The organism is Pseudomonas sp. NFACC10-1 (genome assembly GCF_900119195.1).
GTDB lineage: Bacteria > Pseudomonadota > Gammaproteobacteria > Pseudomonadales > Pseudomonadaceae > Aquipseudomonas > Aquipseudomonas cerasi.
In genome coordinates this window covers 525,766-550,449 of sequence record NZ_FPJB01000001.1, presented here as the reverse complement: position 1 = coordinate 550,449, position 24,684 = coordinate 525,766, and the positions used below count along the sequence as shown (strand labels likewise).

The 24,684-nt window shown below is 59.1% G+C and carries 13 protein-coding genes; 1 reads left to right on the top strand and 12 read right to left on the bottom strand.

Annotated features, from left to right (window positions below; translation table 11 throughout):
* Positions 1 to 500: 500 nt before the first annotated feature.
* The 7 genes from BT119_RS02205 to kdpF form a co-directional block, all read right to left on the bottom strand.
* The gene (locus tag BT119_RS02205; protein WP_003316607.1) at positions 501 to 779 is read right to left on the bottom strand and encodes a lipoprotein; all 279 of its coding nucleotides are present in this window, start codon (positions 777 to 779) and stop codon (positions 501 to 503) included.
* Between the two features lie 95 nt (positions 780 to 874).
* Entirely contained in the window at positions 875 to 1,567 is a 693-nt protein-coding gene (locus tag BT119_RS02200) for a response regulator (RefSeq protein ID WP_003366785.1), read from the bottom strand.
* Complete coding sequence (locus tag BT119_RS02195) at positions 1,564 to 4,227, bottom strand: sensor histidine kinase (RefSeq protein ID WP_044308249.1); 2,664 nt, start codon at positions 4,225 to 4,227, stop codon at positions 1,564 to 1,566. The genes BT119_RS02200 and BT119_RS02195 overlap by 4 nt, the downstream gene beginning before the upstream one ends.
* A 67-nt stretch (positions 4,228 to 4,294) precedes the next feature.
* Complete coding sequence (kdpC, locus tag BT119_RS02190; RefSeq protein ID WP_032609430.1) at positions 4,295 to 4,867, bottom strand: potassium-transporting ATPase subunit KdpC; 573 nt, start codon at positions 4,865 to 4,867, stop codon at positions 4,295 to 4,297.
* A gap of 54 nt (positions 4,868 to 4,921) precedes the next feature.
* A complete protein-coding gene (gene kdpB / locus BT119_RS02185) occupies positions 4,922 to 7,000 on the bottom strand; it encodes a potassium-transporting ATPase subunit KdpB (RefSeq protein WP_054081885.1) in 2,079 nt (692 codons plus the stop codon).
* Between the two features lie 10 nt (positions 7,001 to 7,010).
* The gene (gene kdpA, locus BT119_RS02180; protein ID WP_072364673.1) at positions 7,011 to 8,705 is read right to left on the bottom strand and encodes a potassium-transporting ATPase subunit KdpA; all 1,695 of its coding nucleotides are present in this window, start codon (positions 8,703 to 8,705) and stop codon (positions 7,011 to 7,013) included.
* Between the two features lie 2 nt (positions 8,706 to 8,707).
* Positions 8,708 to 8,803: a K(+)-transporting ATPase subunit F gene (gene kdpF, locus BT119_RS02175; RefSeq protein WP_003406089.1), complete on the bottom strand. Its 96-nt coding sequence runs from the start codon at positions 8,801 to 8,803 to the stop codon at positions 8,708 to 8,710.
* A 242-nt stretch (positions 8,804 to 9,045) separates the two neighbouring features.
* On the opposite strand from kdpF, the gene BT119_RS02170 reads away from it, so the two are divergent.
* Positions 9,046 to 9,309 (top strand): helix-turn-helix domain-containing protein, encoded by a 264-nt coding sequence (locus BT119_RS02170; RefSeq protein WP_003366775.1) that lies wholly within the window; start codon positions 9,046 to 9,048, stop codon positions 9,307 to 9,309.
* 76 nt (positions 9,310 to 9,385) lie between these two features.
* Here BT119_RS02170 and BT119_RS02165 read toward each other — a convergent pair whose 3' ends face one another.
* From BT119_RS02165 to BT119_RS02145, 5 genes are all read right to left on the bottom strand, one after another.
* Entirely contained in the window at positions 9,386 to 14,281 is a 4,896-nt protein-coding gene (locus tag BT119_RS02165) for an RHS repeat-associated core domain-containing protein (protein WP_248685224.1), read from the bottom strand.
* A 92-nt stretch (positions 14,282 to 14,373) separates the two neighbouring features.
* Positions 14,374 to 14,859 carry a hypothetical protein gene (locus BT119_RS02160; RefSeq protein WP_003366771.1) on the bottom strand — a complete coding sequence of 162 codons (486 nt, stop codon included), beginning with the start codon at positions 14,857 to 14,859 and terminating at the stop codon, positions 14,374 to 14,376.
* A gap of 36 nt (positions 14,860 to 14,895) precedes the next feature.
* A complete protein-coding gene (locus tag BT119_RS02155; protein ID WP_060707564.1) occupies positions 14,896 to 20,100 on the bottom strand; it encodes a hypothetical protein in 5,205 nt (1,734 codons plus the stop codon).
* A 48-nt stretch (positions 20,101 to 20,148) separates the two neighbouring features.
* Entirely contained in the window at positions 20,149 to 22,590 is a 2,442-nt protein-coding gene (locus BT119_RS02150; protein WP_072364671.1) for a hypothetical protein, read from the bottom strand.
* A gap of 66 nt (positions 22,591 to 22,656) precedes the next feature.
* Complete coding sequence (locus tag BT119_RS02145) at positions 22,657 to 24,444, bottom strand: hypothetical protein (RefSeq protein WP_072364669.1); 1,788 nt, start codon at positions 24,442 to 24,444, stop codon at positions 22,657 to 22,659.
* Positions 24,445 to 24,684 lie beyond the last annotated feature (240 nt).

Below are 24,684 nucleotides of genomic sequence, written 5' to 3'. Positions count from 1 at the left end.
CACTTTAAAGTGAGCGTAGGCCGTTTCGCCAGAGTTGGTTAGGCTTACCGTCTCGCCAGACTGAAAGATTTGTGACGCAGAGCGTCACCAACGGCATTCCACGCGGAGCGTGAGGAACGATAGCCATCAGCTCCCGGGCCGTGCCTTTAGCCAAATGGCCTAAAATGCTTTTCGAGCGCGATGGCACAGACGACGCAGAGTACGACGTCAGTGACAGGGCAAAGGAACCCGACGAAGTCGGACCGGAAACGGAGCTTGGGGGTTTGCTTACTAAGTGAGTCGCCGAGGGGCGAAAAGGCGACTTGAGTCAGATGGAGAAGTCACTGAAACCACAGAACAGCTGCGTGACGCAGAGCGTCACGAACTGCATGCCAACGCATTGGCACGATAGTCATTGTCCAGACGCCCCATTTTCAGGGGCTTTAATAGCCTCTTCGCGAGCAAGCTCGCTCCCACGGCCTTCGGCCAGAATCAAGAGCAGACCTGTGTATCGTCAGGTATCAACGGCCAGCGCGGGACTCGCGGATGTAGAAGCGGGCTTTCTCGGACTTCTCGGTGCAGCCTTCAAACGCCTCGAACTGCTGCTGAGTCTTGGCACCCGTCAGCAGCGACAAGGCCTTGGAGTAACTGACCGTTCCGGCGAAGCCTTCAGCCTTGGCCAGATCAAGCTCATGCCAGGCAGCGTCGAGCTGAGTGGCACAGCTGTCGCGATATCCAGTCTTGCCAGCACAACCTGCAAGAACCAAAACAAGCAATGGCAGACAGATAAGGGCTTTCATGCGGGTGTTACCTCAGAGTGAACAGGGAGTGTGCGGCTTTGACGGTGCGGGGCAGTAAAAGTGCCGCAGCACGGGGCTATGCTCGCTTTTTTCATCTAGTGATCAGCCAGCAGACGATACCCTATTCCAGGCTCGGTGAGGATGAACCGCGGAGCGGTCGGATCGTCCGCCAGCTTCTGCCGCAAATGCCCCACCACGATACGCAGATAATGACTGTCTTCGGTGTGCGTGGGCCCCCAGATATCCTTGAGCAACTGCTGCTGGGTAATGACCCGCCCGGGATGCCGCGCCAACTGCGCCAGCACCGCGTATTCCTTGCGGGTCAGCGCCACTTCCTGGCCGTCGAGCAGCACACGCCGATAGGCCAGGTCCACGGTAAGCGGCCCGAACTCAAGCGCAGACTCGGGCTTTTCGCTGCCCGACGCCTGCCTGAGCAGCGCCCTGATTCGGGCCAGAAACTCCTGAATGCCAAACGGCTTGGTCACGTAATCGTTGGCGCCGGCGTCCAGCGCCTGAACTTTCTGAGCCTCGCTGGCGCGCACCGAGAGCACCAGCACCGGCACTCCCGACCACTCGCGAAACTCACTCAGCACCTGCTGGCCGTCCATATCCGGCAACCCAAGGTCGAGCACCAGCAAATCCGGTTTGTTCAGGGCAGCTTGAGTCAGGCCCTCAGCGCCAGTGGCGGCTTCCAGCACCTTGTAGCCCTGCGAAACCAGACTGATGCGCAGGAACTTGCGAATCTGCGGCTCATCATCGATGACCAGAATGGTGGTCGCCTGGCTCAAGCGGATTCCTCCAGTTCTACGTCCGGCTGCGCCTGCAGCGGCAGAAACAGCGTGATGCGCGTGCCCAGCCCGTCAATGCCGTCCTCGACCGTGAGCCGTCCACCGTGTGCACCGATCATGCCCTGACAAATCGCCAGTCCCAACCCTGTGCCCTGCCCGCCCCGATCGCCGCGCGCGGCGGTGTAGAACATGTCGAAAATCTTCGCTCGCTCATCCTCGGGAATGCCCGGGCCTTCGTCACTGACCGAGAAAAACAGTTCACTGTCGACCACACCGGCTGCTACCTGCAAGCGCCCGTCGACGGGTGAAAAGCGCGCAGCGTTCTCAAGCACATTGACCAGCGCCTGCTCGATCAGCGCCGCGTGCACATACAGCAGCGGCAGCTCGCCGGTCACCTGGGTGCTGACCTGCAAGGGCGCCAGTACGGCACGCAGCCGGTTGAGCGCGCTGCCGACGATATCGGCGGGCGACACCCAGTCGCGGGCGAGCTTGAGAGCGCCATGCCCCAGACGCGTCATGTCGAGCAGGTTCTGGATATAGCGGTCCAGGCGCTCGGCTTCGTCACGGGTACCCTCCAGCAGCTCGCGGCGATCCTCCAGTGGAATGGCTTCGCCCAGAGCCAGCAGGCTGTCGATGCTGCCGCGCATCGAGGTCAGCGGGGTACGCAGGTCGTGGGACACCGAAGCCAGCAAGGCGCTGCGCAATTGCTCGGTTTCGCCGTGCAGACGCGCCGCCTCGAGTTCCTGAGCCAATTGCGCACGGGCCAGTGCCTGCGCCAGTGGCTGGGTAAGCGCGGCCAGCAGACGTCGATGCTGCGCGGTAAACGACTGGCCTTCTCGCGCGCAGACTCCCAATAGAGCCAACGGCCCTTCTTCTGCGGTGATCGGCCACCACCACCAGCGCCCGGATGGCAAGGTGCCGGTGCCGCTGCCCGCGGGTTGATCGTGCTGCCAGGCCCAATCGGCAGCAGCGCGCTCGGGCTCCGAAAACGTCAGTGGCCCACCGGTTTCGACCACCCAACCGCCCTGCCCGTCGCGATCGACCAGGCACAGATGCAGTTCCTTCCAGCCGGAAAAATGCTGTTCGGCGGCGGCGAGCACCGCCTTGCGATCCGTGGCGGCGGTCATCTTGCGCGACAGGTCGAGCAGCTCGCTGGTCTGTTCCTGGGTATCGCGCAACGCCTGCAACTGCCTGCGCTGGCGCGCCGCGAGCTTGCCGGTCAAGGCCGACATCAACAGGAAGAACAACAGCGTCAGCACGTCTTCTTCGCGCTGGATGTTCAGGGAAAAACTCGGCGGAATGAACAGAAAGTCATAGGCCAGGAACGATAACCCGGCACAGGCGAGCGCTGGGCCCATGCTGCTGCGCACGGCGACCAGCAATACCGCAGCAAGAAAGATCAGGGATATGTTGGGCAGCGCCAGCACGCCTGCAACGCCCCAGGCGACCAGACTGGCGATCAGCGTGGCGACGAAGGCCAGACCGTAATCGAACCACACCACTTCGTGAGCCGGACGGGCACGCGGCGGCTGATCAGGCAGTTCCTCGCTGTCGTCGAGCACCGAGATTTCCAGCCCGTGCCCTTCGCGCAATAAGCGTGCCGCGACGCCGCCACCAAACACGCGACGCCGCCAATGCCGTCGCGACTGGCCGACCAGCACCACGCTGGCGCGCCGTTCGATGGCATGCTGCACCAGCGTTCGGGCGACCTCCCCGGCGCGCAGCGAAACCGCCTCGCCACCGAGCCGCTCGGCCAGTTGTTGGGCGCTTTGCAGACGCGCGCGAGACTGCTCGTCGAGGGTTTGCCCGTCGTCCACATGCACGGCGCTCCACGGCAGATGGCGACGCTGGGCAACCCGACTGGCGTGACGCACCAGACGCTCTGCATGGATATCACCGTCGATGCCCACCAGCATCCGCCCACGAACTGCCGGGGCCGACTGGCCCAATTGCCGGTAGCCCTGCGCCAGATCGTTATCGACCTGGGCAGCCGCCGTCTGCATGGCCATTTCACGCAGTGCAGTGAGGTTGGTCTGGGTGAAGAATGCGTCGATGGCCGCGCGTGCCTGCTCAGGCACGTAGACCTTGCCGTCGCGCAGGCGCTCCAGCAGTTCGCGGGGCGGCAGGTCGATCAGCACCAGATCAAAGGCTTCCTGCAACACCCAGTCCGGCAGCGTTTCGCGCACCTGCACGCCGGTGATGCCGCGCACCTGGTCATTCAGGCTTTCCAGGTGCTGGACGTTGACGGTGGTGTACACATCGATGCCGGCCGCCAGCAGTTCCTGAATATCCTGCCAGCGTTTCGCGTGGCGACTGCCGGGCGCGTTGGTGTGCGCCAGTTCGTCGACCAGTACCAGGCTCGGCGCAGCCTTGAGCAGCGCGTCGAGGTCCATTTCTTCGAGGGTCATGCCGCGATACTCAGTGCGCAGCAAGGGCTGTTGCGGCAGACCGTTGAGCAGCGCCTCGGTTTCTGCGCGGCCGTGGGTTTCGACCACACCCGCCAGCACCTTCACGCCTTGGCGCAGCTGCGCGTGAGCCGCCTGGAGCATCGCGTAGGTCTTGCCGACGCCTGGCGCGGCACCCAGAAACACCTTCAGCCGCCCGCGCCCCTCGCGGGGCAACTGGGCCAGCAGTGCGTCAGCTCGACCGGAATCACTCACGTTGGTTACCACCCTCTTTCTGATCAGCTACAGCTTAGTGAATCTGCTGCGTACAAGGCGTACTTTGTTACAACTGCGCGTTGCGCGGTGCAGACGGTAACTGATTCAGGCTCATATTCAAGGCCAATACGTTGACCACGGGTGGGCCGATCAGCGGACGCTGGGTATTGGCGTCGATCAGCGCCTGAACCTTGTCCAACGGCAACTGGCGCGCCGCTGCAACACGACCGGCCTGCCAGGCAACCGCTTCAGGCGAGAGGTGCGGGTCCAGTCCGCTGCCGGAGGTGGTCAGCAAGGCCATTGGTATCGGTTCCTGAGAAGCGTTGGCCAGTTTCGCAGCGTCCTCTTTCACGCGAGTCGCCAGCGCCGGATTGCTCGGGGCAAAGTTACTCGCGCCGCTGGCCACGGTCGCGAATGCGCCCGCCGAAGGACGCGACTGGAACCACTCATCGCCGGTGAACGACTGGGCGATCAGCGTCGAGCCGCGCACCTTGCCCGACGCGTCATACACCAGGCTGCCGTTGGCCTGCGCCGGAAACGCCACTTGCGCAACCCCGGTGACCACCAGTGGATAGGCCACGCCGGTGATCAGGCTCATCAACACGATCAGGCTCAAGGCCGGACGCAATACATTGGACATCTGCACATCCTCAATCAGGTGAGGCTGCACGCCGACCGGCATGCAGCACAGGCTTCAAACAAGGCCGAGTGCGACCAGCAGCATGTCGATCAGCTTGATGCCGAGAAACGGCACAACGATGCCGCCCAGGCCATAGATCAGCAGGTTGCGACGCAGCAAGTGAGCGGCGCTTGCCGCCTGCACACGCACGCCACGCAGGGCCAGCGGAATCAGTACGACGATGATCAGCGCGTTGAAAACGATGGCCGAGACAATCGCGCTCTGCGGGCTGGCCAGCTTCATGACGTTGAGCACGCCCAGTTGCGGGTAGATCGAGGCAAACAGTGCGGGCAGTACCGCGAAGTACTTGGCCACGTCGTTGGCAATCGAAAAGGTGGTCAGCGCACCGCGGGTAACCAGCAACTCCTTGCCGATCTGCACCACGTCCAGCAACTTGGTCGGGTCGCTGTCGAGGTCAACCATGTTGGCCGCTTCGCGCGCCGCCTGGGTGCCGTCATTCATCGCCATGCCGACGTCGGCCTGCGCCAGTGCAGGTGCATCATTGGCACCGTCGCCACACATCGCCACCAGACGCCCTTCGCCCTGCTCCTGGCGAATGCGCTCCAGTTTTTTCTCCGGCGTGGCTTCGGCCAGCACGTCGTCGACACCGGCCTCGGCAGCAATCGCTGCGGCAGTCAGCGGGTTGTCGCCGGTGACCATCACGGTACGGATACCCAGTTTGCGCAGCTCTTCGAAGCGTTCGCGAATACCTGGCTTGACCACATCCTTGAGATGGATCGCGCCCAACAACCGACCGTTGGCGCAGACCAGCAGCGGTGTGCCACCGGTCTTGGCAATCTTGTCGACCTCACGGGCCAGTGCAGGCGGCAGCTCGCTGCGCTGCATGTTGATGAAAGCCAGCAGCGAATCCACCGCGCCCTTGCGATACACGTGGCCCTGATAATCAACGCCGGACAGACGTGTGTCAGCGCTGAACGGCACGGCCGTCACCGAGCTCAGGGTCGGCTCGTTCATCGGGTGCAGGTTGCGCAGAAACTCGACGATGGATTTGCCTTCTGCCGTATCGTCGGCCAGCGAGGCCAGCAAAGCACCCTCGCCCAGCTCCTTGGGCGTCACACCCGGTGCAGCGTAGACAGCAGCGCAGCGACGGTTGCCGAAGGTGATGGTGCCGGTCTTGTCCAGCAGCAGCACATGCACATCGCCCGCGGCTTCCACGGCGCGACCGGACTTGGCAATCACATTGAGGCGCACCAGGCGGTCCATACCGGCAATGCCGATGGCCGACAGCAAACCACCAATGGTGGTGGGAATCAGCGTGACCAGCAGCGCCACGAGAAATACCAGCGGCAGGCTGCCACCGGCGAAGTGGGCGAACGGCTGCAAGGTGATGACCACCAACAGGAAGATCAGGGTCAGGCCGATCAGTAGAATATCCAGCGCGACTTCGTTGGGGGTCTTCTGCCGTTTGGCGCCTTCGACCAGCGCGATCATGCGGTCTAGCGTCGATTCGCCGGGGTTGGCGCTGATGCGTATCAGCAGCCAGTCGGACACCAGCCGGGTATTGCCGGTCACGGCCGAGCGGTCACCACCGGATTCGCGGATCACTGGCGCAGATTCGCCGGTAATCGCGGCCTCGTTGACGGCCGCGATGCCCTCGATGACTTCGCCGTCACCGGGAATCATTTCGCCGATCTCGACCCGCACCACGTCGCCCTTGCGCAACTCGCTGGCATTGATGATGCGCAGGCTGCCGTTGTCGTCCCTGATACGGGCCTTGAGCCCTTCGCTGCCCGCCTTGAGGCTGTCGGCGCGCGCCTTGCCACGGCCTTCGGCCAGCGCTTCGGCGAAGTTGGCGAACAACACGGTGAACCACAGCCACAGAGCGATCTGCACGCAGACCGAAGTCGGCACCTGCGGGTTGGGGATCACGCACAGCACGGTGGTCAGAATGGCGGTCAGTTCCACCACCAGCATGACTGGTGAACGCTTGAGCTGACGCGGGTCGAGCTTGACGAACGCCTGCACCAGCGCCGGACGCCACAGGGCCGCGATTCCGGTTTTTGCCGATTCGGCGGCCTGCGATTCAGTAGATTTCGCAGCAGCATTTTTTGCGGGATTAATAGGTAAGTTCATGATCGGTTCCTCAGAAACCCAGGCTCAGGTGTTCGGCAATCGGCCCCAGTGCCAGGGTCGGCAGGAAGGTCAAGCCACCCACCAGCAGAATCGTGACGGTCAGCAGGGTGACGAACAGCAAGCCGTGGGTCGGGAAGCTGTTCTGGCCCTGCGGCGCGGTCTTCTTCATGGCCAGGCTACCGGCCAGGGCCAGCACCGGCAGGATGTAACCGAAGCGGCCGATGAAAATCGCCAGGCTGAGCATCAAGTTGTGGAATACGGTGTTGGCACTGAAACCGCCGAACGCCGAGCCGTTGTTGGCCGTGGCCGAGGTATAGGCGTACAGCAACTGACTGAAACCGTGTGCGCCAGGGTTGCTGATCGCACCGGCCGGGCCTGGCAGGCTGGCAGCAATCGCGGCCAGCACCAGCACGCCCACCGGCATCACCAGCAAGGTGGCGACCAGCAGTCGGACTTCCTGCGCTTGCAGCTTCTTGCCCAGGTATTCCGGGGTACGGCCAATCATCAGACCTGCGAGGAACACAGCGATCAGTACGTTGAGCAGCATGCCGTTGAGGCCGACACCGACGCCGCCGAAGATCACTTCGCCAACCATCATGTTGACCAGCGCGACCATGCCGGTCAGCGGGTTAAGACTGTCATGCATGCCATTGACCGAGCCGTTGGAGGCCGCAGTGGTAGCGACTGACCACAGCACCGTGCCGGTGGTGCCGAATCGGGTTTCCTTGCCTTCCAGCGGTGCGGTCTGTTCGACACCGGCGATGTTCAGTGCCGGGTTGGGCTGGTACTCGGCCCACAGCGAGACCGCGCCGCCGATCAACAGCAGCGCCAGCATGCAGCCGAGAATCGCGCGGCTCTGGCGCATGTCCTTGACGTAGTGACCAAAGGTGAACACCAGCGCAGCCGGGATCAGCAGGATCGACACCAGTTCGAACAGGTTGCTCCACGCCGTCGGGTTCTCGAACGGATGCGCCGAGTTGACGCCGAAGAAGCCGCCGCCATTGGTGCCCAGTTGCTTGATCGATATCTGACTGGCCGCAGGGCCCATCGGCAGGCTCTGGTCAGCGCCTTGCAGGGTCAGTGCGTCGATGTAGTGGCCAAAGTTCTGTGGCACGCCCTGCCAGACCAGAAACACCGCCAGCACGATACTGATCGGCAACAGGCCGTAGAGCGTGGCGCGGGTCATGTCGGCCCAGAAGTTACCCAGGCTCTGCGACGAGCGACGGCTGATACCGCGACACAGCGCGACCAGCACTGCCAGGCCGGTCGCGGCGCTGACGAAGTTCTGCACGGTCAGGCCGACCATCTGGCTCAGGTAGCTGAGCGACGCTTCGCCGCTGTAGGCCTGCCAGTTGGTGTTGGTGATAAAGCTCATCGCCGTGTTGAAGGCCAGCGACCACTCCATGCCCGGCAATTGCTGCGGGTTGAGCGGCAGCATGCCTTGCAGCATGAGGATGGCGAACAGCACGACAAAGCCCGCCAGGTTGAACGCCATCAACGCCCAGGCGTATTGCTTCCAGGACTGTTCGGTTTTCGGGTCGACGCCGGAAATCCGGTAGCAGGCGCGCTCGACCGGCCCCAGCACCGGGCTCAGCCAGGTGCGCTCGCCTTCCATGACCCGGTAATAGAAACGTCCCAGCCACGGCGCGGGGGCCAGCAGCAGGACCAGAAAGGCCAGGATCAACAGATAATCGTAACTGTGCATGATCACTCCTGACTCTGGTCGGCGCGCAACAGCGCCACCAGCAGATAGATGAACAGCCCGACTCCCATCAGCAGAGAGATACCATCCATAACGCTCATTGAAATTTCCCCCATCAGGCAACACCGGTACGGCGCAGGCCGCGTGAGGTGATTGTCCGCAGGCAGGGTGTAAAGGCGCGAGATCGACAGGCTGGCCGGGGCGTAAAGAAGCTGTAAAAAAGCGCTACAGCCTTGACGGCGCAAGGCGTTCACGGCCCTGCGGCGCTGTCATTTATGTCAGGTTCGCGTTAGGGGATGCAGGGGTATCGTGGTGCGGCGATCTTCAGGGAAAGGACTTCACCATGCTTCGCGACAATGGAAAACCACCCGGCATCACGCCGCCTTCCCAAGCCACACCCGCCACTGTCCAGTTGACTGTCAAGGAACGACAAGTCCTGGAATGGGTGGCGCTCGGCAAATCCGCCTGGGAGATATCCCGGATACAAGGCTGCTCGGAAGCGACCGTGCACTTTCATACCAGCAATATCCGCCGCAAGTTCGGCGTGACGTCATTGAAGGCGGCGCTGGTGATGGCGATCAGGCAGGGGGTTATTTTGGTGGAGTGATGCAGACACATAAAAAAACATAAAGATAACAAGCGTGGCTTTAACAGCCACGCTTGTCTGACACAGCTAGTTGAAACTATTGATTGAACCTGTCACCAGGATGAGGTGTTCCAACGAGCTCTCGTCTTTTACGTCCATTCCCAAGTCCTGTAGCTGCTCGACTTCGATAATTATTGATAAACCGAATTTCTCTCATTGCTTCAGCAAACGCTCCGCTGTTAATTTTATTGTTCTTTTCAATTTTAGCACTCAGCCTCTTGGCCGTTTTTCTGGAAGGTCGCGTTATACCCAAACGGCCAACATTGTTTTGTGCATAGTTTCTTGCCAGATTTGCTTGTTGAGACTCAGCTCCTGCCTGATAAAGCTCATCAATCCCGGACGTGAACCAAGACTGACGCTGTATTGCCTCTTCGACACCAGAGCCTTTTAATCCACTCGCAGCAGGAGTTATTTTTGTTTGGAGAGCCTCTTGAAGAGTCGTAACTCTGCCTGCTTTATCGCTCGCAATTTTATTAAGATTACTGACATCATTATTATCAATAGGATAAAAAGCCCTCTTAGACTTACCCCTTAAAAACTTGAGATCTCTTGGAATCTGCTGTGCGAGCTCAGATTTTGTAGTTGCAACCTTACTAAATTTTCTGACAACAGCTTTGAACAATCCAGAAAAAATACCATGCCCCGACGGATCCACCCTGTTCACCGGATCGCCCTCGACATACGCATACCCATTCACCCCACCCTCCCCAAACGGACTCCAGCTATCAGGACTGTTGAAGCGCATCAACACCGGGCTGTAGGCCCGATAGCCATTACCCAGCATTTGCCAGCCGGTATGCGCCTCGGCCAGTTCGCCGTTGAACCCCAGTCTGCCGTGCGGTGGACTTTCGCCGCTAGCGTGGCCGTAGGCCGTATACCACCTCCGATTGATCCCGTTGGCATCGACTTCACCGAGCACGCTGTCACTGTCGTTGGTAGCAAGCAGCACCGTCCGATCACTCTGCTGTTCGGCCAGCAGGTAGTCGTCGCCACGCATGAAGGTGCTCTGGGCATGGCTACCGAGTTGATTGGCCAGCTCTCCGTCACGATAGAAGCGCAGATCCCTGTCCGCTCCGCGGGTCTCCCCTGTCAGTTGGTCCTGGGGGTCATACTGGTAGTGAATGCCGGCTGACGGCGTGCCTACTTCGATCAGGCGGCCGAGGGGATCGTATTTGAGCGTGCGCCCGGCTTCGTCTATGTCCAGATTGCCGTCCAGGTCATAGCGAAGTTTGATTTCAGCCGGGTAATATTGATCATTGCTGTTCGTTACCCGGCTCAACTGCACGGGATCGTCACCTTCGTAAAAATACCGGGCATTGTTGGTACCGCCATCGAAGCGGGTCGTGACAACCGTCAGGTTGTTCGCGCCATCGAAAATGAAATTCTGCGCGAGCAGGGTCCTGCCATAGGGGTCCACCGGCCGTTGAGTTCCCGTGCATTGGTATTGAATCAGGCGACCGGACGTATCGTAGCGGTAGGTTTCGTCACGGAGTATTTCCGTGCCCTGGCTCAGGGTACGCTGGACCATGTCATCCACATCGTCATAGACCTGAACCATCTGTTGCTCGACACCGTCGAGGTCAAACGTACGCTTTACTTCCCGACCCAGGTCATCATATTCAAGGCTGATCGCGACGGTTCTTTCGCGGCTGCTGTCGGCTTTGTCGGTGGTGGTGATTTTTGCGAGGCGACCAAAGACAGTGTCGTAGTCGAACGTTGAATAGACCTCACCCAGCGAGGTTTCGTAAAGACGACCGCAGTTGTCATAGCGATTGACCTGCTCCTGTCCCAGTACGTCGGTGTAAGACAGCAGCAGACCCTGTCGGCTGTAGCTGTAGAACATGTCGTAGGTTTTGCCTGCCGAGGTACGCTTCTCGCTTTTCAGCGATCCGGTACTGTAATACGTGCGATCCAGTGTCTCGCCCTGCTCCGAGGAATGAATCAGACGAGCATTCTGCTCATCGTAAGTGTAATCGGCAGCCACACCCGGCTCCGCAATCCGGGCCGGCCCCGACTCTTTCAGCGGATCGACTTCGCGAGTGGTTTCAGGTTCAGGCACAGCTTCGGACTGCACCCTGCGCCACGGCTCATCGCCGACCTGGGGCTTGTATTCATAGTCGATTTTCCGCTTGCTGGGCAGGGTTACCGTTTTGGGTTGCAGCAGACCGGGGTCGTAAACAAGCGTACGTTTACGCCCACCGGTGACAGAACTGACCAGACGATCCAGCCCATCGAACTCCTGCTCTCCCAGCACAATGCTTTTGCCGTTGTGCTCGATGCCGATACTGACGGGCAAGTCTTCGCTGCTGTAGCTTGCATAGCTGCGACGCACGATGGCCCGGCTTGGTAATGTGGACTCGATCACCCGATCGAAGACGTCGTAAACAGAGGTGGTGCGCCGCCCGCCGTTTGCCTCCCCGACAATTTCCTCGACACGGCGGCCAAGGCCGTCGTAATGGTACTGGCTCAGGCTGACCGAGTTTTCAGCCTGATCCTTTCGCTCGCTGCGGGTCGGCTGTTCGAACAGGTTCATCCAGGTCTCGGCGAACTCGCTCTTCCCGCCACCGTTGCCTTCGATCCAGCTACGCTGAATCGGGCCCTGCGATTGCGCCGTACCAATGGGGTCGGTCTCTTCGAACGTCTTGACGTTATCCGGGCCGGTGACGCAGCGCTGTTCGCCCCAATCGTCGTATTCGAAGACGCTCTTGAGCGCCAGATCCTGCTGGCCCAGCCAGTCGAACTCGGTTTCACTGACCATGAGCCCCCACGCATCGTAAACAGCCGCGTAGGTCTGGCGAGGCTTGCCGGCGCGCGCAGGGTTATCTGCGTCATCCCGCTCCTCATAGACGACTCGGTTGAGGCCATCGAAATGACTGCAGGTTTTTACCCCCTTGACGTCGATGAGCGTCTGCATGGCCCGATCAGTCGCCTTGGCACATAGCTGATACTCGTAACTTCTGGTCGCCCTGTAGGTTTCATCATTTGGTGCCACGGTTTCACTCAGTACACGCCGCAGGCTGTCGTAGACGTAGCGAATTTCCACATTGTTGTCATCGCGATTGAGCAAGGGTTCGCCGTTGAGCAGAGAATCCTCCAGCGTGATGACCTTCTTCGCGCCATCGAAGCCGGTCACGGTCTGTACGGTTTGCAGCACCATCGCGGCGTAACGGTTGCTCTCAGGGGAACCCTTAACGAAGCGCTCAGCGAAGCCATCAGGCGAGCCTTGGGCCGGGGTCTCGAAGGAGCGCTTGAAGATGCTGTAGGCATACGCTGTGCTGGTCACCTTCCCGCCCATGATCACTTGCTGCAGTTTGAGCCGACCGTGCAGGGCTGCGTTGCTCGGCTCATCGAAGTATTCATAGGTCGTGCGTTGCTGTTCCTGCTCAGGGGCCTGCGTCAATAAGGTCTCGCTTTGCGGTGCAAGCCATTCCTGTCGCTGGCCGCCATCCACCGCAGGCAACGCCAGGTAGCGATAGCGGGTGACAAGGACCGGTGCCTTGCCGTAGCTGGACAAGGCCGGGATGACCTTGCTGCTTTTCATCCAGCGGACGAAGCCTTCCGGGTCTGGCGGGCATCCGTCCTCACCGGCGGCCGGATACCACTCACTGACCTCGACCACACCGTTGGCCTGAGTCTGAGTGAGCAGATTACCGTGCTTGTCATACGTGCTGCTGACAGTCTCGCTGCGCGGCACACTGCCGTCTGACGACAGCCGCCAGGTGGTCTGTACCTCTTTGGGTAACTGACAATAGGCAGGCTGAGTCAAAAAGGATTCTCCCGGCACGATGTAGTAACGAGTGTCCACCTGCTTGACGGTGAGGTTCTTGCGCGTGGTTTCTCGAGTGAGCAGGTGAAACTGGTTGAAGGTCCGTTCGATGCTGCGCTCGGCATCAGCCTTGCCCGCGACCTGGACACGCCATGTTTCGGTCGACGAATACTCGTACGGCTCCGCCCCGAGGTATCGATACAGATTGTCCAGACCATTGTCTTCCCAGGCGATATCCAGCCCTGCGCCCAGAAAGTTGCGCTCGCGCCCGGCGCTGTCCTGGTAAGTGTAATAAACGTCCATTTGCGCCTGACCCAGGCCGGGCGTCGTGCGATGGCGCGTGACTCTGGGCAGAGCGGGACGTGCCGCCCTCGCAGGAAACTGATGGCCGCTGTCGGTATAAAAGACCTCTTCCCGACCGCCAACGGGTGTTTCCACCGACGTGATGCATAAATGCTCACGGATCGTGCTGTATGCAAAACGCCAGGAAGCAGCATTGTCGGTCGGCAATTCGATACGGTTGACATGGTGATTCGATCCGGCCAGCACCATCACGAAGGTCGCATCCGGGCCCTCGCCAGTGGTTATGCGCAGCTTCACCGACGTTGCGTCGCGGCTGATGCCGAGCAGGACCTGACCCGAGTCATCCTTGATTTCGCTGAGCATTTGATGCACGCCGAAAGAGGCATAACCCAGCGTGACACTGTGGCCTTCAGGGGCAAATACGCGCACCGGCAGCGCGACTCTGTTGGTGCCGCTGCCGCGCATTTCAAGCTGCTCAACCAGACCGGACTTGTGCATCACCCGGTAGTGGTTATCGTCCTCCTTGTACAAGTGGAAGCTGTCGATTTTCTTTTCCGACATCAGCATCTGGCCGTTGCCGGTACTATCGACCTTGAATGTCTCGCCGCTGCTCAGCGATACGATCTGGTTACCAGGATCGTACTGCGACAATGGCAGGTTCCAGCCAAGACCAAAGCCGCTGTCCAGGCGGTTGAGAGGGTTATAACTGAGTGCCAGCGGCATGCCCGGGCCACGCAATCCGTTGGTCTTGACATCGGGCAGGGTGATCGCCACCGTGTATTGCCCGGTGCGGGGGTCAACGCCGCTCTGTACATAACTGAGAAAGTTGAACGCGTTGGAGTGTACGGAAGTCGATGCTGTCATGTTCCATGAACCTCGAACGTTATGTATTAAGATAACCGCCGCCCACGGGGGCGACGATTAAGCAGGCCTGACAAGTTCAGTTGTACTAACGACTAACTCGATACATCGACACGGACGCAGGACAACTTGCCTTTTATATTTTCATCACCGTCATACGCCTTGATCACAACAACGCCGCGACTGACGATGGTGCCGACCGGTTTGCTTCTGAGCTGGTCGATGGATATCCATTTTGTTGTCAAGGGGTCGATATACGTCTCGAGCCCAAATACCCAGCCTCCCGAATCATTACAGTCTCTGGATTCCAGGTAAATCTTCATGGCTGAGCGCACATTATCCAGCTTGATAAAACTCATCTCATCGTTCGTGCACGAATGATCGCGCTCGTTGAGATAAACCGTGTCGTCCTGGGCGGTAAAGGTGCAGTTCTTGCCTCCGCCATCAGCGTTTGCTGCGAGCATGATCAGTCGAACCGCCTGTGCCTGGGGCTTTGGCACGGGGCTGTGGGACGGGACGAGCGTACAGCCTGTCAAACCCGTAAGCGCCATGCAGGCCAAGGTTTTACTTAACGCATTCATGATAATGACTCCCTGTCAGTGTGTTGCATCAATGCCTCATTCGGGCAGCGTTTCCGAATAGAAGGTATGCATGAGACGGTTGCGCCTACCGGCGCCGTCGGCCAGAAAACCGATTCGCCGTTTATGGGCATTGCCTTGCTTATCGACCAACAGAACTACCAGTTCACCCGTCAATTTGTCGCGTGCGGGGTCACCTTCCGGGATGTATTGAAGGCCCCGGAGGCGGTGCAGGCTGATGACCAGTTTGCCGGCCTCGAATACGGACATCTTGACGTCAATGTCCAACGACTTAATATCGCCCATCACGTCCTGAAGCGCGTCGTCGAAGTGCACTTTGCTTACATCACCGGGAACCGCCGGGTCGTCGAAGATAAATCCCGTCCAGCTGAACATGACTTCGTTTTCCTGCTGGCTCTCCCAAAGAATGATCGACGTATTGATCACATCACTGTCAGGCTCGGAGGGCAGAAACTTCAGCGTCTGGAAACTCACCCATTGCTGGGTATCGGGGTTAATGGCAGCCAGCGTCCAGTAATCAGTAGTTTCGAACTGGTAATCGAAATGCACATCCTCACCGAAGTCCGGAGGCCCCTCCACCGGCGGCTCAACCGGAGGATCTCCGCCATCCCCATGAGCACGCCGCGGAAGGAAGGTGTAATTGCGGGAATCGAACGTTGGCAAGCGTCGCGGCGTTATTTCAACCGTGCTGTTCACATCTTCATACCGCACAGAGGTCCACCAAAAGCCGGTAGCGTCGGCCCGGAAGGTCGCGTGGAAGACGCCGACAAAACCCGTTTCCGCCCGACTGTGCAGGTAGAAGTCCTGCACGACTGGCCGTTGCGCATCCAGGCCCGATTCAGCAGCGGAGATGCCGGTCCCGGACAGCTCGAAACGGTTATGTTGACTGCGCACGCGCCACGCCTGCTTATCGCCCTCGGACATGCCGTCGAGAGGGGGGAGTACTGACTCGATATTTTGGCCGGTTTCATCGTCTACCAGACGCATGGAGGCCCTTTCAGTGGGACTCAGCTCGTACTCGATTTCGTTGTCCGGCATCACCTGGGTCTTGACCTGCAGCCTGATTTGCTGATAACCGTTGGGGTACAGATTACCTTTGGTATTGTCAGGCGATGACGAGCCAGGGACCGTGATGGTAAACATCGACATTTCGGTCCAACTGCCTTCATCGATGACCTCGGATAATTCGATGACGCTATAGCCGCACGCCAGAACCACCCCGTTGTTCACCACTTCACAGCTCACCACGCTACTGGCGACAAGCGTCTGATCGGGAGGCGTGAAAAGCCCCTGCCGATCAACAGTGCCTGGCCCGCCCACCACCTTCCAGCGTCGCTCAAGCCCGGGCAGCAGTGCGCGGTCATCCTGTAGCTGCACCGCTACCTTTGGCCGTGCTCTGGGTACGAAAGCCGGCTCGACACGCAGCATTTGCTGCCCGTTGGCAACAAGCACCGTTGCGATGCCAAGGTCATTGCCCGACGCTTCTATCTGTTGCACGGCCAGCGCTCTTTTCCCGGACCTGGCATCCGGACTGAAAAGCGCGCCCTTGCCGGCCTCACTCAACCTGCCAAGCTCGGAGCCCAGCAACGCCCAGCTCACCGGGCTGCCGTCAAGCGTCGAAGCCGCCAGCGAGACCGTTTGCAGCGCAGCCCCCCCTGGCACTACCGTTACACGTGGCGCCAACTCCATGCTGCGTGATACCACACCCACCAGCGCCGAGACCTTGACGACAGCGCCTGACTCTTCATACGTGGCTGTGATTACCACGCGCAGCGCGTCATGGCCGATCGCCTCAATACCCGCCGCCGTGTAGACGCCGCTGGAAGAGATGCTGCCGCTTCCGGCAGCCAGGTGGCTTTGAATGCTTAATGCACTCCAGCTGGTGGCCGGTATTTCTTCGCCTTGCGGGTTGCACAGGACAAAACGCTGGGTCTGCCCGGCCGTCAGGGTCGAGAACAGGGGTGTGATACTGGCCTGTTTCGACCGAAGGCCGCCAAACAACAGCAGGTCATCCGGGCGGTGCTGCTCAAGTGGTTCGAATACGCATCCACCGGTGAACTTCAGGCTGTCCGCCACCTGCAGGCCTTCACGCTCGATCATCGACTGAGTCTCCTGCGAGAGCATCAGCACCGTGCCGTAGGTTGACTGACCGTCTGCCCCACGATCATCAGGTATCGGATAAACGAAATCATCTGTCGGCGGAAACACGCCTTCGGCGTCGCTATCCTGCGCGTGCATGAACAGCACAAGCGCGCCATCACCGGTCGTGTCCATGCGCGCATCGCTTGAACGCGGCGCGGCGCGGGCAACAAGCCGCAAGCTGCCTGGAGTCTGAACATGGTAGCGATTGAGCTGTGCCTGCAGCACTGAGAAAACCCGACGATGAAGCGCAATGTCCTTGAACGCCTCAGCAAAGAAATCCGCCAGTCGCTGGTTGATCGCCTCATTGACGCCCCCCAGACTACAGGCAACGCCAGCCCCGCCGGCCAGATCGAGCAGCACATGCCCCTCCTCATCCACGAAGAGCTCGACAGTCATCGCCAGCCTGAAGCCCATGGGCTCGCTGATGATGAAGCTGCCGGACACGGTAGTTACACTCCCCTCCGGCTGATGCAAGCCGCTGTAACGGCCAGACACGATGTTCATCGTGACGAGGACACTGCTGGAGCCCGGCGAGTCAGGCAGAAACGACAGGACCGGCACGCCCAGTTCGACCTGTTTCAGACGAACAGTGTCGCCTTGTCGCTCATCCACCACGATGTCGCCGGTGAACAACGGCAAGAAGGCCAGATCCTGATAGCGCTCGATGTATTGTTGCTCTATATGCCGGTTGAGCTCGCTGCGACTGACCGCCGCGACGGCTCCCCAGCCTTGGGTCAAGGTACCTGCACCCGCTCGCTGCACAATACCGCTCAATGAACGGGGCATTGCGTTAGCCGCCGTGCCCCCCGCTGTCCCGGTCAGTGCCTGCAACACACCGGAGGAACCACTCAATGGCAGCGGCAGAATCAAGTGCCCGGCCATTGTGCCAAAAACCTCGTCTTCAAATTCTGCAAACACGACAACGTAGCGTTCGGGTGCTTTGGCATCACTGCTGTACACACCCGTGGCGTCTATAGAGCCCGGCCCATCAATACTCCAGGTGACGGGAAGGTCACGGCCATTGACGACGACTTTCAGCTCGGCACGCTGATCATTGACGCTGGCAAGCGTTATGAACAGCATCGGAGGGTGGCGAACGACCAGTACCTGAATCGATTGGGTGTGCTGATCGTCGCTGACCGTTATTGTGTCAAGGACATAGGTATTCCCTGCCCCCCCTGCACCGGCGACGTAAAACTTCTCATGCGATGCATCAACGCCGTCCTCAAGCGTCCCGCTTTCTCCGGCTACCGGATCGACCACCGTCCATTTCAGGCTGGTTGCACGCGAACTGCGTGCTGTAAGCGCTACCCGCTGACCGTGATTACACACCTGAATCAACGGGCTGACGCTGACGCTGCTGGTGAGCACCGTCACCACAGCGGTACTGTAATGCCCCGACACCGGGTCCATCGCCTTGATCAGTACACGCTGAAAGCCCTGCTTTGCGGGCAGCGCTGCGGGCGCCGTATACCGACCCTGCTTATCGATTTCTCCCAAACCTTCAGTACCGTCATCCGATGGATCTTCCAGGGTCCAGACGATGCCCGACCGCGCAGGCTGGGTGGTCAATTGCAGCGCTTCTCCCGTAGCGATCAATGCCTGGTGCCCGGCGATACTGAACGTCGACGCACCGGGATCGATGCGACCGAACACGACCTGGTCATAAGGCAGGCGCTTGAGTACAGGTTGCAACACTTGCTCGTCGGGCAATAACCAGCCGCCCAGAAAACGCTCGGCGCCCGTTGCATCCAGGGTTTTGCTCAACCCTTGCAGCAACGCGTGCTTGACGGTGTAGGCCACGAAACCGTTGACCTGCTCCAGCTCCCCGGAGCTCAGGTTGTCCAGTGTTCCTGGAACGGCGCTGACTTCATGGTCGAACAGGTAAGGTGTATAAAGATGCCCTTCCACTGCCTGACCATCCGACCCACCTTCGGTCAGATGAAACTCATGCCTGAGGCTGATGTTGAAGGTAGCGTTGTGCGATTGCCATTCATCGCTGTCCAGCGCTCTGTAGCGAAAGCCCAGCGTGCAGGGAAATTCCCAGGTCTGCGTGGTCTGGGCGTACTCGAAGTCAATGGTCAGGGGATGCTGGGCGTTGAAGGCCTGAACGCTGAACGGTTCCGATTCAAAGACGAATTCCGCGCTGCGATATTCTCCAGCCGGAACTGCAAACGTGCCGGCCTGAGCGACCATCCGCTGCAGCGGTTTATCGTCCGGAACGCTGAAGCTGAAGTCAGGCGCTTGCAGCATTTGTATCACCGCATGGCCAAAGGCAGCACGGTGCAGAGCGTGAGAGGAAAACACAGCGGTCGCCGAGTACGACTGCTGAGCATCGTTGGGAATCAGGTAACGGAAGTCGGAGTCGCCACCCGGAATCCCGCCCGTCACGCCGTATTCCATGGTCGCGAACAGCAGTAACGCGCCTTTTTTATGGACCGATACAGCATCGGGGCTTTCAAGCTGTGATCGCACATCGATTCTACGTACATTGAGCAATTCGTTGCTCTGCTCGTTGAAAATACCCAGCCTGAACTGCTGCTCATGATTTTCCGGGTTGCTGAACCAACCCTGAAAAAAGTCGCCGATCTTCTCTCGTTCGGTAGAACCGCCCGGAAAATCCAGTGAAAGATTTTTAGCCAGACCAAGGTCCACCACCAGATCCGCGCTTTGACTGCTCAGTTCCAGATCGAAATCCAGGCCTGGCGCGTTCAGTGGGTCGTAGGCTGCGATTCTGTGAACATTGTGCTGCCCTTGAGCGTTCTCTACCACGGTATGCAAACCGGCGATAACCGGAATGCGCCAGGCCAGCAGCGAATGCTCCAGAACGCTGTGCTTGAACGACAAGCCTGGTGGCCCGAGAACGCAGCCCGAGAAAATATGGCAATCATGTGTATCGGGAATCGTGATACTTCCGTCCGGCACCGGACGCGACATTCCCTGGGCCAGACTCTGTTGGTAAACCTGGTCGAGGAGCTCGTTGACCTTGTCGCCATCCAGAGCAATGATCGCGTCCCAGCCTCTGAGACGCGTGGTATTTTTCATCCATGCCAGCAGACTTTCCGCTGAATAACCAGCCATGACATCACCTCCTGTGATGTTGATATACAAAGACCGATGCGCATTCGGTCAGGACGCCGGTACTTCTTTGCCCTTCATCAATTCCAGCTCCGGGGCAAACCCGCCCACCGGTAGCGGCAATATGATATGCCCCTCCATGACGTCAAAGACTGGATGATCGGCCTCGGCAAAAATAAGCACAAACCGGTCAGTCGACGATATGTCGGGGGTGTACAAGCCGTCACTGATGCTCCCGCTCCCGGCGCCTACTCTCCATTTGACGCCAGGCAGCGCAACGGCATTGGCAAACGCTTGCAGTTGAACCTGATCGGCACGAATGGTCACAACGTCCACGGGCTTGTCGACCTTCGCAACCTCCAGAACTTCAGAAACCTCCACGGTTTTTACGACTTTCACCGTTATCAATGGGGTCTGATGCTTTACCAATACCCACGACGAAACACTCGCCTGCCCGCCGGTCACGACTATCTGATCCAGAACATAGGTTTTGCCGTGCACCTTGTGCGCCGCGACGTAACGGTGATCACCATCAGCCAGTGCACTGCCCTCCAGAACACCGCTTTCGCCGGGAACCGGATCCTTGAGCGACCAGTGCATTTCTTCTGTGCCGAGCGAACCTGCCTCAAGCTCCACAATCTGCCCGGCGTCACACACCTGAATCAACGGATTGACGGTGATCGGGTTGGTCACGATCGTGACCAGCGCCGAACTCTGATAGTTGGAGTTCATGTCAGTGGCCGTCACCCGAACACGCGTGAACGCAAGCTCGGTCAAAGAGGCTTCTGGCGCGTAATATCGGCCGGTGCCATTGATGGCACCGAAGTTCTGCGCATCGCCCTGCAGACGTTCGACACTCCAGGTCACATTCGCACCCGGCGGTTGAATAGAGAAGGTGGTGGAACTGTCGACCACCATCAGATGCTCCGCCGGGCTGACGACAAAGTCTGCCCCGGAGCTGTTGATGCGGCCGAAGGCGGCTATGTCTCTGGGCCCACGCAGTACATCAGGCACAATGGCTTCGTTGAAATTGAGATCGATACTGTCCCGGATGAACGAACTGATCGGCACACGAGTAGCGAGTTTGCGTGCCAGTGCGGCTTTGATGTCGGACTCGAACGGGTCCTTGTTCAACTTCTCAAAATTGCTTTTTACCGCCTCTATTAAAAACAGTAATGAAAAGCTGTTTGCTGGTGGAGGGATCTCCACGAAAGTCAGGCCATCGATGATGGTGTTTATCGTGAGGCTGGGGATCAAAACCAAGTCGTTGTTTTCTTCGGCGAAGGTATAAATGCACCGTACATCGACCGTGACGACCTTGCTCATGACCAGCAGCGCCCCATGGCCTGGCAACGTAAGCACAACGCCGGGGGTTGCTTTGGACTTCCAGGTCAATGCCACCGTGCCATCGGCAATGAGCTCCACAGACAAAGGCGTGCTCCCCAACGCATCAAGCCAGGTCTCGGTTTTGTAAACATTTGCCAGGACTGACACGCCATCGATTTGAACCTGGACATCCTGGCTGCTCGACTCGGACGTCTTCAGTCTCCCCGACGTGGCAGTCGCCTTGACCAGTCGGCCGGAGCCATCATGAACAGGTTTGAACACCACGCCTTCAATAACCGAAGCAATGGTCTTGGTCACTTCACCTATGAACAGTGCCGCCTTGAACGTACGCTCCGCACTGAACAACACGGTGGCCGAGTAATCTTTCCCGACATCATCCGGTATCAGGTATTGGTACTCTACCGGGATGTCGCCGCCTTCCTGACTGCCTTCCAGACGAATGAACACCAACACGGCCCCGTCGCCGTAGTTGGCGGCATGCGGGTCGAGAGGTGAAGCGGGATTGGTCTGGGTGCGCAGTTTGAAAGACTGTGGGTGCATCAGATTATTCGTGCCACGCTTGATCACGCCAAGCGTCCATATGCGCTCCTCGTCCGGCAACGCATTGAACAAGGCTTTGAAAAAAGCTCCGCCGAGTGCGCGGTCAGTCCTGTCAGCCGCGAAGGTAAGAATGAAATTGTCACTGTCCTTGAGGTCGAGCCGCAGCCGGCCATCGCTCTCGATATTGCCCGGGACCCTTTCCAGCGCGAGATCCAGTGTCAGCTTCGGACCTTGCAGCGCATCGATATGGATGACCCTGTAGGCTTCCCAATTATCGACGTTATTCTTCATCGTCAATTGGGTTCCGCCCAGGATCGAACAGGTCAATGTCGCATGAGACTGACCGAGGTTATCGTTCGAGAAGGCCAGCCTGGGCGCATCCAGAATAAAATTGTGAATGCATTCTTTAAACCCTTCGCTCAGTCTCACCTCTCCGCTCACAGGCTTTAGATAGGTATCCGACGAAAAACGCGCGACATACTCCTGAAGCAACAGGTTATTCACCTTGCCTCGGGCCATTGCAGCGATGGAGTCCCAACCCCACATCACATTATTGTCGAGGTCTTTCATCCACTCGGTCAGGTGGTTCAGCGTGTTATTGGCCATGGGGTTACGTCCGTGTATGTGTGGGGTCATGCCAGTGGCTGTTGCGTCCTGCGCCAGCCTGCCGGCCTATAAAAAAAGACCATCCAGTACGATGAAATTAATAGACGGAAACTGTGTGTAATTCGCCCCGTCATCAAAGCTGACTTCGACCGTGACGATGTTGGTCAGACTCTTTCTTTGCAGACTGTCCAGGAAATCCCTCGGGATGATCACCGGCACCTGCCTGGCATCGTATTCCGCCTCAGTGAGCGGTTCGGCGGCGCCGGTACGTAGCCCGAGCGCTTGTGGCGAACCCGACTGGGACAAGCCAGTAACCTTGATTCGTACCCGTTGCCCGGGTGCCATGTAGGCCCAGGATGCCAGCTCGAGAAGCGCACCTTCCGGTGGCACACAGCCAAGGTAAAGCAGGGTATCGGTAACGCGTGGTCGCATGATCTGGATATATGGCCAAACGGGGCCCAGGCCTCTGACTTCCAGCTTGAAGACTGGCGAAGTGCCTGATTGCAACGGTGAAACGACGCTGTAATAGACGCTCACCCACTTGTCCATATTGGCCGGGACCGCTGTGGACGGGATGATGAACAGGTGCGGGTTGTCTGGCGAAGGATCGGCGATAAAGCTGCCCGTGCCTGTATTGCCCTCCCAGTGCATCTGTATCGTGTAGTCGTCGCCGATGAACACATCTTTCGGTATGCGAATTCTCACCCCGCTCAGCAGCAACGAGGCATGGATATAGCCCACTACTCCCCATTCTTCAGCGCTCTCGATCTGGGCGTCGTCGATAACGGGCACAGGAAGATCGAGCGGACGGCTCAGCGTTACCTTGAGCGGCAACGAGCTGGCGGCATGGCCCGGTCGCGCATACTGATACATCAGCTCGATGTTCTTGCCGTTATTGGCAGAAAGCCAGGCCTTCGCCAGCGAGAACTGCAGCACGCCACTGTCGATATTGGATATGTCGGCCCTCAGGGTCTGCACCAGCTGATTGCCGCTGGAGATGTAAACCACGACATCGTCATTGATCTGCATGCCGAAAGGATCGATCAGCAGGGTGATGCCGCCAGGGAAGGCTTCCGGGTCCAGTGAGCCGCCGCTGAAATCCTTGATCTTCAAGGCCGGCAATAACGCCAAGGAGGGTATGACCATGGCCAGCGACTGGGTGACCGAAACCGTTGTCAATGCGGGATCGCCGTACTCGATGAGGTAGCTCATCAGCGCGAAGCCACCCGTTTCAATTGGCACCAGTTCGTTAGTCGGTATCGACCACTGCAAAGGCTGGCCCACCTCTTCCACCGCCAATACCCGGGACAGGATAACAGGGAGCGCGAAACTGCCGTCACTGTAATAAAGATCCAGTGTGAGGGTCACTCTGTCGCCCTCGCGCATGGCCAGATACGACGGCGTCACGATCGACAGCTCAGAAAGATCCCACAGCAGGCCGGGGTCAAGCTTCAGATCGTGAGACTCCTTGCATTGCGGCACCCCCAGCCCGGCGGCGGCTGACGGACGTTTGCCGACATAGAAGAACAGGCGCTGGGATTCCTCGATGCTGCCCTCGACTACATACGAGTAAAACACCCAGCCCTGATCAAGCCTCATCAGCAACGGGTTAGTGATCATCAGCAGCATACCTTCAGGCTGCAGCCCCGCGACCTCGATCAAATCGTTGACGTAGTCGTCCACTTCGCCCAGGGCGCCGCAACCTCGCCAGTTGGGCATGAACCGATCGCCGTTCTTGATCCCTGGGTAGTCGATCCAGGTGGTCAGGTCGGCACTGCCCAACTGATCCAGATCGAGGTAGTTCCCGGGCTGCTGCAAGTCAGGCACCTTGGGGGCGGGGAAATTCAGCGCCATGAGTGAGACTCCTTTCTCGTTTCCGCTGAAATGGGTAGGTCGCAAGGGTTGACCCTGCAAGTGCGGATAGGACTTTTTTTACGCCGATGCCCATCGGTTGCCCACTAGCACTACTGCTAGGTTGTTGCCCGGGTAAGGACTGTTAGGGTTAGGCAAGACTTCCAGCCACACGGACGCCTCAGGGCGTTCAGGCTTGGGGGTCGTCAATGACCAGAGCGCAAGGACTGCACAATCGTCAGA

What these genes read in the sequence shown, in the direction of transcription:
- kdpF (WP_003406089.1), bottom strand. Translation starts at nt 8,803, where the DNA reads ATGAGCGTTATGGATGGTATCTCTCTGCTGATGGGAGTCGGGCTGTTC.
- BT119_RS02160 (WP_003366771.1), bottom strand. Translation starts at nt 14,859, where the DNA reads ATGAATGCGTTAAGTAAAACCTTGGCCTGCATGGCGCTTACGGGTTTG.
- BT119_RS02170 (WP_003366775.1), top strand. Translation starts at nt 9,046, where the DNA reads ATGCTTCGCGACAATGGAAAACCACCCGGCATCACGCCGCCTTCCCAA.
- BT119_RS02155 (WP_060707564.1), bottom strand. Translation starts at nt 20,100, where the DNA reads ATGGCTGGTTATTCAGCGGAAAGTCTGCTGGCATGGATGAAAAATACC.
- BT119_RS02145 (WP_072364669.1), bottom strand. Translation starts at nt 24,444, where the DNA reads ATGGCGCTGAATTTCCCCGCCCCCAAGGTGCCTGACTTGCAGCAGCCC.
- kdpB (WP_054081885.1), bottom strand. Translation starts at nt 7,000, where the DNA reads ATGAACTTACCTATTAATCCCGCAAAAAATGCTGCTGCGAAATCTACT.
- kdpC (WP_032609430.1), bottom strand. Translation starts at nt 4,867, where the DNA reads ATGTCCAATGTATTGCGTCCGGCCTTGAGCCTGATCGTGTTGATGAGC.
- BT119_RS02165 (WP_248685224.1), bottom strand. Translation starts at nt 14,281, where the DNA reads ATGACAGCATCGACTTCCGTACACTCCAACGCGTTCAACTTTCTCAGT.
- kdpA (WP_072364673.1), bottom strand. Translation starts at nt 8,705, where the DNA reads ATGCACAGTTACGATTATCTGTTGATCCTGGCCTTTCTGGTCCTGCTG.
- BT119_RS02150 (WP_072364671.1), bottom strand. Translation starts at nt 22,590, where the DNA reads ATGGCCAATAACACGCTGAACCACCTGACCGAGTGGATGAAAGACCTC.
- BT119_RS02205 (WP_003316607.1), bottom strand. Translation starts at nt 779, where the DNA reads ATGAAAGCCCTTATCTGTCTGCCATTGCTTGTTTTGGTTCTTGCAGGT.